Below are 1,379 nucleotides of genomic sequence, written 5' to 3' on the forward strand. Positions count from 1 at the left end.
CATTGGGGATATCGGTTTCGATCTCCCAGCCGTTGAGGTGTTCCGGTGCGCGCATGCCGTCGAGAACGTAGACGACCCGGTTGGTGTTGCCGTCGGCCGCGCGCAGCACGCGCGACTTGATCGGGCCCATTCCGGAGTCGACCCAGAAGTCGAAGGCGGCGCCGTTGAAACCGGCCGAGGCGGGAGCGACACCGCCGGAGACGGCCGTCGCGATCGGAACGAGTAGAGCCATGGATACGCCCGCGGCCCAGCGCCGAGCCCACGAACCAGGGGCTGCGGTCTTCACGGGCCCACGCTTGCGGCGCAGTGTTCGCATTCGACTAGACCTTTCTCGCAGACCGAACGCGCAAATCCCGAGCTACGCAGTCGGATCCCTCATCGGACGTCGCGCGGAACCAATCCAGGGCAAAACGGACGATTCAACCTCGACGCATGCTCACTGTGTATAAATCGGTGACGAATGGTCTACATGTTGCTGGAAAGTGACCCGAAGCACAACTCTCAGCCTAATTTGCGGCTGGCGCCGCGGTTCTCGGCGCTTAACTCCACCTCTTCCCTCCCTACGGGCACTCCTTCGTCGCACCCTCCGGTCAGTCCATCGGCGGAGGCGCGCCGAGAACAGGGCAACAGACGGCCGTTGCCGGGCAGAACGGATCATCGGCACCATGGAGGAGATCCGGCCCATCGACGAGCTGAGCCGGTCCAGGTAGCGGTCCACTTCGTGCGTATGTCGCACGGCACGCCGACCCTGGGGGTTAGCCCCTGGCCGGCGTGCCGTGTGGATCAGACGGTGGCCGGGGCTACCGGGTCGTCGGCGAATTGGGTTCGGTAGAGCTCGGCGTAGCGGCCGTCGGCGTTGAGGAGGGTGGCGTGGGTGCCTCGTTCGATGATGCGGCCTTCTTCCAGGACCAGGATCTGGTCGGCGGCGCGGATGGTGGACAGTCGGTGGGCGATTACCAGGGCGGTGCGGCCGGTCAGGGCCTCGGCCAGCGCCGCTTGAACGGCTGCTTCGGAGGTGGAGTCCAGCGATGCGGTTGCCTCGTCGAGGATGACCACGCGCGGTTGCTTGAGGAGTAGGCGGGCGATGGTGAGGCGTTGGCGTTCGCCGCCGGAGAGGCGGTAGCCGCGTTCGCCGACCACGGTGTCGAGGCCGTCGGTGAGTGAGGTGACCAGGTCGTGGAGGCGGGCGCGGTCGAGGGCGTCCCACAGTTCGTCTTCGGTCGCCTCCGGGCGGGCCAGCAGCAGGTTCGCGCGGATGGTGTCGTGGAACAGGTGGCCGTCCTGGGTGACAAGGCCGACGGTGCGCTGGATGGATTCGGTGGTCAGGTCGCGCACGTCGGCGCCGTTGAGGCGGACCGCGCCGGAGTCGACATCGTAGA

At 66.7% G+C, this 1,379-nt stretch carries 1 protein-coding gene and 1 pseudogene; both read right to left on the minus strand.

Annotated features, from left to right (window positions below; translation table 11 throughout):
* Window positions 1-232 (minus strand): annotated as a pseudogene (locus ACFWUY_RS41655) (hypothetical protein); the annotation flags it as partial.
* Window positions 233-783: 551 nt separating this feature from the next.
* The coding region (locus ACFWUY_RS41660) for an ATP-binding cassette domain-containing protein (RefSeq protein WP_384122260.1) at window positions 784-1,379 on the minus strand (596 nt) is incomplete at its 5' end.

This window comes from Streptomyces sp. NPDC058664, from assembly GCF_042716635.1.
Lineage (GTDB): Bacteria > Actinomycetota > Actinomycetes > Streptomycetales > Streptomycetaceae > Streptomyces.